Annotated in this window: 4 protein-coding genes; 2 read left to right on the top strand and 2 right to left on the bottom strand. The window is 61.1% G+C overall.

The genetic code is table 11. The annotated features are described in order from the left end of the window. Positions 1 to 264: 264 nt before the first annotated feature. Positions 265 to 1,053, bottom strand: a complete 789-nt coding sequence (locus Q0072_RS16145; protein WP_298332216.1) for a SapC family protein — start codon at positions 1,051 to 1,053, stop codon at positions 265 to 267. Between the two features lie 199 nt (positions 1,054 to 1,252). Further along, entirely contained in the window at positions 1,253 to 3,313 is a 2,061-nt protein-coding gene (locus Q0072_RS16140) for a TonB-dependent receptor (RefSeq protein WP_298332213.1), read from the bottom strand. A 129-nt stretch (positions 3,314 to 3,442) separates the two neighbouring features. On the opposite strand from Q0072_RS16140, the gene Q0072_RS16135 reads away from it, so the two are divergent. After that, positions 3,443 to 3,931 carry a transcriptional repressor gene (locus Q0072_RS16135; RefSeq protein ID WP_298332210.1) on the top strand — a complete coding sequence of 163 codons (489 nt, stop codon included), beginning with the start codon at positions 3,443 to 3,445 and terminating at the stop codon, positions 3,929 to 3,931. Between the two features lie 460 nt (positions 3,932 to 4,391). Then, positions 4,392 to 5,600, top strand: coding sequence for a pentapeptide repeat-containing protein (locus tag Q0072_RS16130; protein ID WP_298332207.1), 1,209 nt, complete (start codon positions 4,392 to 4,394; stop codon positions 5,598 to 5,600). Positions 5,601 to 5,727: the final 127 nt, after the last annotated feature.

Here is a 5,727-nt window from a genome sequence, read left to right as displayed (position 1 = left end):
GGAAACATAATGATCCAGATTTTTGTTTTGTCCCTCGCCGGGCGGTGGCTACGCCACCTTGGCCGCCGCCTCAATGGCGGCTTAAGCGGAATGATTCCATTTGAAATCATTCCGCTATAGACAGCACGCCGCAACACTGAAAAAGGGCCCTTCGGGCCGTAGCCGTTCACAAGCCTTTTCGTGTCTTTTCGTGTTTTTCGTGGCCAAACAAAAACCCCGGGGGCCGAAGCCTCCGGGGTTTGTTATTACGAACTCAGCAAACGCTTAGTTGACCGCGGGGGCCGACTGATTGCGCTCAATGGTCAGGGCGATCAGCTTGTCCCAGGCCAACAGCGAGATCAGGTGCGCGTAGATGTGCATCAGGGCGCCATTGTCACGCAGCTCAACCAGCTTGTCGGCCGGCAGCTTGGCCAGCTTTTCTTCATCGACCGCGAAATATTCGGCGATCTTTTGCGGCTCACCCTGCGAACCGTCCGGATTGGCCGGGCGATAGATGGTTTCGCGCGGGGCCAGAAGGTCGAGGTCCTTCAGCAGGTTGACGAAGGATTCGGTGCGCAGGCGCTCGTTTTCGAAGTCCGAGCAGAACTGCATGGCGTTTTCGACGAAGGCCGACGGCTTGCCACCTTCGAAGAAGGGCACGTCCGGATTGTTGGCGGTCACCACCGGCGAGGAGGTGTCCACGCACAGGATCATGCGTTGTTCCTGCTCGTCATTGGCGAAGACGAAGGGATAACGACGGGCAAAGGCCGGCAGGTAGGCGTCCGGGCGGAAGACGCCTTCGGCGGACACGAACATGTTCTGACCGGCGGCCAGACCCATGGCCGCGACCGGCATACGGGCTTCGCCGATGAAGACGATGGGGTAGCTCAGCGAAGCCGCCGGGAATTCCGCCACGGTCAGCGGCACCACATTGGTTTCAGCGACAAAGGCGTGCGGCGTAGCCGAGGCGCTGATGCCGAGATTGCCGTGGGCTTCAACGCTCAGGGGTTCCGGAGTCTTGTAAAACAGCACGTTCCCTGTCAGCGCGCTTTGTTGGTCTTGAGCCTGTTCCATGATCGCTCTTTGTAGTGGTAAAAACTGAAGAGTTTCGCTTCTAGCCCATGCCTGCGGGAAAGCGCAAGCGGCACGTTCAGGCAGGCGAGTGCAAAGGCCGCAATTCGCGCAAAAACCGGAGCCTGCGGGTATTTTAAGGCGCAGGAACCCCGGAAGTACGGGCTTCCGGGGTTCCGCGCCATGATCCTGAACCGATCCGTCAGAATCGGTAGGTCAGACCGGCGCGCAGATTGCGACCGGCACCGACAAGTATGTCCTTCTGCACCGATGTGTGCTCGCGGATTTCCTCATCAGTCGCGTTACGCAATTCGGCGAAGACCGATACCTTGGGATTGATCCAGTAGGACCCGAAGACATTGACGGCAGTATAGGCATCGGTTGGGGTTTCGAACGCCGCCAGATGCGTGTCCGCCGCCGCCACATGCCGGACTTCGACATGGCTTTTCCAGCGTTCACCTTCGTAGCCGAGGGTGGCCGTCAGCGCCGAAGGGGCAATACGGGCAATATCCCCCAGATCACTCTTGCCGCGGACATAGTCATAGGCCAGATCAAGGCGCACCGCCTGAGCGCCACGGTTCCAGAGGTTCACGCCGCCTTCCAGTTCAAAGCCCCAGAAGTCAGCATCCGTCTGCACATAGCGATAGACCGGCAGACCGTCCTCGCTGTCGCCCGTAGGGCGCAGGTCGATGAAATTGTCGAAACGGCTGGAATAGAGGTGGGCGTCAAAACTGAAAGCCGAATGGCTGTCCATCTGCCAGTGGCCGGTGGCTTCCAAGCTGTAGCCCGTCTCGGATTTCAGGGCCGCATTGCCAATTTCATAAGCCCCGGTGCCGGCATGTGGGCCATCGGCCAGCAACTCAACATCAGACGGGGCGCGTTCGGAGCGCGTCACGCTCAGACCAAAGAAAGCATGATCGGAAGGCTTCCAGAACCCGCCCAGCGAACCCGAAAGGTTGTCGAATTCCTTCGAAAAACCAGTCGAGGTGATCTCCTTGCGGTCACCCCGCAGGCCACCTTCGATGCCCCAGGTGCCCTTGTCGAGACGCGACTGTGCATAGGCACCGAATTCTCGCGTCGTAGAGGACGGCACAAAGGCCTCGGCCCCGATCGCCTCAAAATGGCGTTCAAGGACGTTGAAACCTACCGCGCCTGAGACGTCGCCCATCTTCTGACGGATCAGGTTCACGCGCGCCTCATAACCGTCCGAGAGAAAGCGCGTGCCGATCTCCTCGCCTTCGAACTCGGTATGTTTATAATCCGTGTAGCCCGCATCCGCCGTCAGCTTGTTGAAACCCGCAAAGGCTATATTGACCGATGAGCGGAAATCGTAGCGCGTCTGCTTCAGGCCGATGGTCACCGGGCCCTCTTCCTCATGCGCGTGGTCGTCACCCTCTTCGTGATCAGACGGGTCTTCAGCATGGCTATGGCCGGGTACGCCGTAGGTGGTATCGGTATGCTTGACACTCAGGCCCGCAAAGCCAAAGTCACCAACATAGGACAAGCCGGCCCCATAGGCGCTCAGATCGACAGCCGAATTTTCCTGACGATCGCGCGTGTCGGGTTCTTCCCCTTCGGCGTCGGTCAGCCGGCGGGACTCCGGACCTACGGGCGTTTTGTAATCGTCACTCTTCCGCTTTAGAGCGTCGGCGGTGAAGACCCAGGGTCCCTGCCCTGTCTTCACGTTCAGCCCAAGTTGCTTGCCATTATCGACGCTCGAGGCCTGCGCCGTAAAGCGGCCCTCAACACCAGCCTTGGCGGGAGTCGAGGCAATGCGGTCGTCGATGATGTTGACAATGCCTCCGATGGCGTTGCCGCCATAGATCAGGGCCGAAGGGCCCCGCAGAACCTCTATACGCTGGGCCTCGACCGGATCGGTACCTGTAGCGTGGTCGGGCGACACGGCTGAGGCATCAATGGCCCCCATGCCGTTATTGAGCAGCAGAACACGAAACCCGTCAAGGCCGCGGATCACCGGACGGCTGGCACCAGGTGCGAAGGCAGACGAGCGCACGCCCGGCAGGCTGGCCAGCATATCGCCAAGACCCTCAGCCGGCTTCTGGTCGATGGCACTGCGGGTCAGCACATCGACATTGCTCATTAGGGCGTCTTTCGACACGCCATAGGCCGTGCCGGTCACAACGATCTCGGTTATGTCCTCGTCTTTCTGAGGCTTCGGGGACGCGCTTTGCGCCAAAGCGGGGGTGACGGCGACCAGCGCGGCCAGGCTGACGGTCAGGGTGAGAACCATACGGGTTTGCATGGGGGAGGCTCCCGAAAAAAGCGGATGGCCACACACAAAGGCCATACCGAACCGCCTTCTGTTATGTAATAACATAAACCATGTCAAGCCGTCATTGCGAAATGTCGCGAGTCTGCCTAAGTTATAGCCATGTCACACGCCTGCGGCCACGATCACGACCACGTCCACACCCTCGACAGCGGGCGCATCGACGCGCGCCTGAGCGAAGCCCGACGCCTGTGCGAAGCGAAGGGGGAGCGCATGACCGCACCGCGCCTGCGCACGCTGGAGCTGATCCTCAACGAAAACGCCCCGGTCAAGGCCTATGATGTGATCGACCGCTTTCATCCGGACGGCGCCGCCAAACCACCGACCGTTTATCGCGCCCTGGCCTTTCTGGAGCAGATGGGGCTGATCCATCGCATCGAAAGCCTCAACGCCTTTGTCGCCTGTCAGGGCCACGCCGACGGCAAGGCCGTGCAGCCGCACGCCGCCGCCTTCTTGCTGTGCGATTGCTGCGGCAGCAGCGAAGAGGTGGCCGTCAGCCTGCCCGAAATCGACCAGCAGGCCTCAGCCAGCGGCTTTGAAACGCGCCGGGTGACGCTGGAAGCGCGCGGCCTGTGCAAGGCCTGCCGCTAAATCATTATGTTTTCCGCAAAAACAAAATGATTTAGCTTTTGCTTTGCCCCTCGCCGGGTACGGGCTCTGCCACCTTGGCCACTTAGACGGAATGATTCCGTTAGAGGTATAGTTTTTAATGGAATCATCACTCAAGCACCTCCCCTGATTTCAGGGGAGGTGGATTCGACGCCGACAGGCGGCGAAGACGGTGGGGTTAACACCATGGCTTTAACCCCACCCGGCGCTACGCGCCACCCTCCCCTGAAATCAGGGGAGGCGCTATAGCGAAATGCTGTTTCCATCTAAAATCATCCCACCAAACGTCACGCGAAACGACCGCGAGACATTTTTTTCGCCCTGCTACCCGGCGTAGAGCAAGTTTTCACTATTTGACTTCAGGGTCAGGAGGACACGCCTGCCCCCTCTCCTCGCCCCCTTCACTCGCCCCCCCCCTCACTCGCCCTGTCCGGACGCTCCCTTGCCTATTACGCAGTCAGCCGCCACCTTACAGACCGTTGATCCGCGTTCCCTGCGCACGATCATCGAGCTGCACCACAAATACAAGACGATGAAGCCGGGCGGGCAGCTGGCCAATCTCGCCTATATCGACCTGAGCGGGGTCAATCTCGAAGGGATGGACCTGTCCGATGCCGTCCTGACCGGGGCCTGTCTGCGCGGGGCCGCACTGCGTGACGTCAACCTCAGCCGCGCCAATCTGTACGGCTGCGATCTGCGCGAAGCCGATCTGCGCTTTGCCGTCCTCGACCGCGCCGATATGCGGGGGGCCTGTCTGCGCGGAGCTAATCTCACCGGAGCCAGCCTGACGCGCTGCGACCTGCGTGAAGGCCAGATCGCCTTCAAGGACGAAAAGCACGGCCTGCGCCTGATGAAGCACGAAAAGCGCGCCGGCGAACTGGACTACGCCATCCTCTCCGGGGCGGACCTGTCGGGTGCGCGCCTGACCGGGGCCGGGGCCGTGTCCGCCGATTTCCGTGATGCCCAACTCGAAGGCGCGGTCTTAAGCCACGCCAAGCTACGCAATGCGTCGCTGGAGGGGGCCAACCTGTCGGCGGCAGACCTGTCGTCCGCCGACCTGTCCGGGGCCTCGCTGAAAGGGGCGGTGATGGTCGGGACCCAGACCCAGGGCATGACCACCAAGGACACGGACATGTCGGATATTCTGGGTGAACCGATCAGCGTCTTCATTGACGATGAACCGCTCGACGATCTGCTCGACGCCTATGAGGCCTGGTGCCGCAGCGGCGGTCAGGAGGGCGCGACGCAGGATTTCAGCGGGCTCGATTTTCGCAGCGCCACCACCCTCATCGGCCGTAAGCTGACCGCGGCCAATATGGCCGGTGCTATCCTGTACGGCATGGATCTGTCGGGAGCGCAGCTACAGGGGGTCAATCTGTCCGGTGCAGACCTGCGCATGGCCGACCTGTCCGGAGCCGACCTCAGGGGCGCACGCCTGATCGGGGCCCGTCTCAGCCGCGCGACGCTGGACCGGGCCAATCTCTCGCCCCTGTCGCTGGGCGGTGACCGCACCCTGCGCGCCGATCTGACGCGCGCCACCCTCAGTCACGCCAGCCTGCGCCACACCGACCTGACGCGGGCCCGGCTGCTGGAGGCCGAAATGTCCCACGTCCGCGATCAGGGCTGCACCTACACGCTGGCGGAAAGATAAACCGCTTTTATAGCGGAATGATTTCAAATGGAATCATTCCGCTTAAGCCGCCATTGAGGCGGCGGCCAAGGTGGCGTAGCCACCGCCCGGCGAGGGACAAAACAAAAATCTGGATCATTATGTTTCC

The organism is Asticcacaulis sp., assembly GCF_027484505.1.
Lineage (GTDB): Bacteria > Pseudomonadota > Alphaproteobacteria > Caulobacterales > Caulobacteraceae > Asticcacaulis.
Note: the sequence above shows the minus strand (reverse complement) of the source record. Positions and strands in the feature narration are given on the sequence as shown.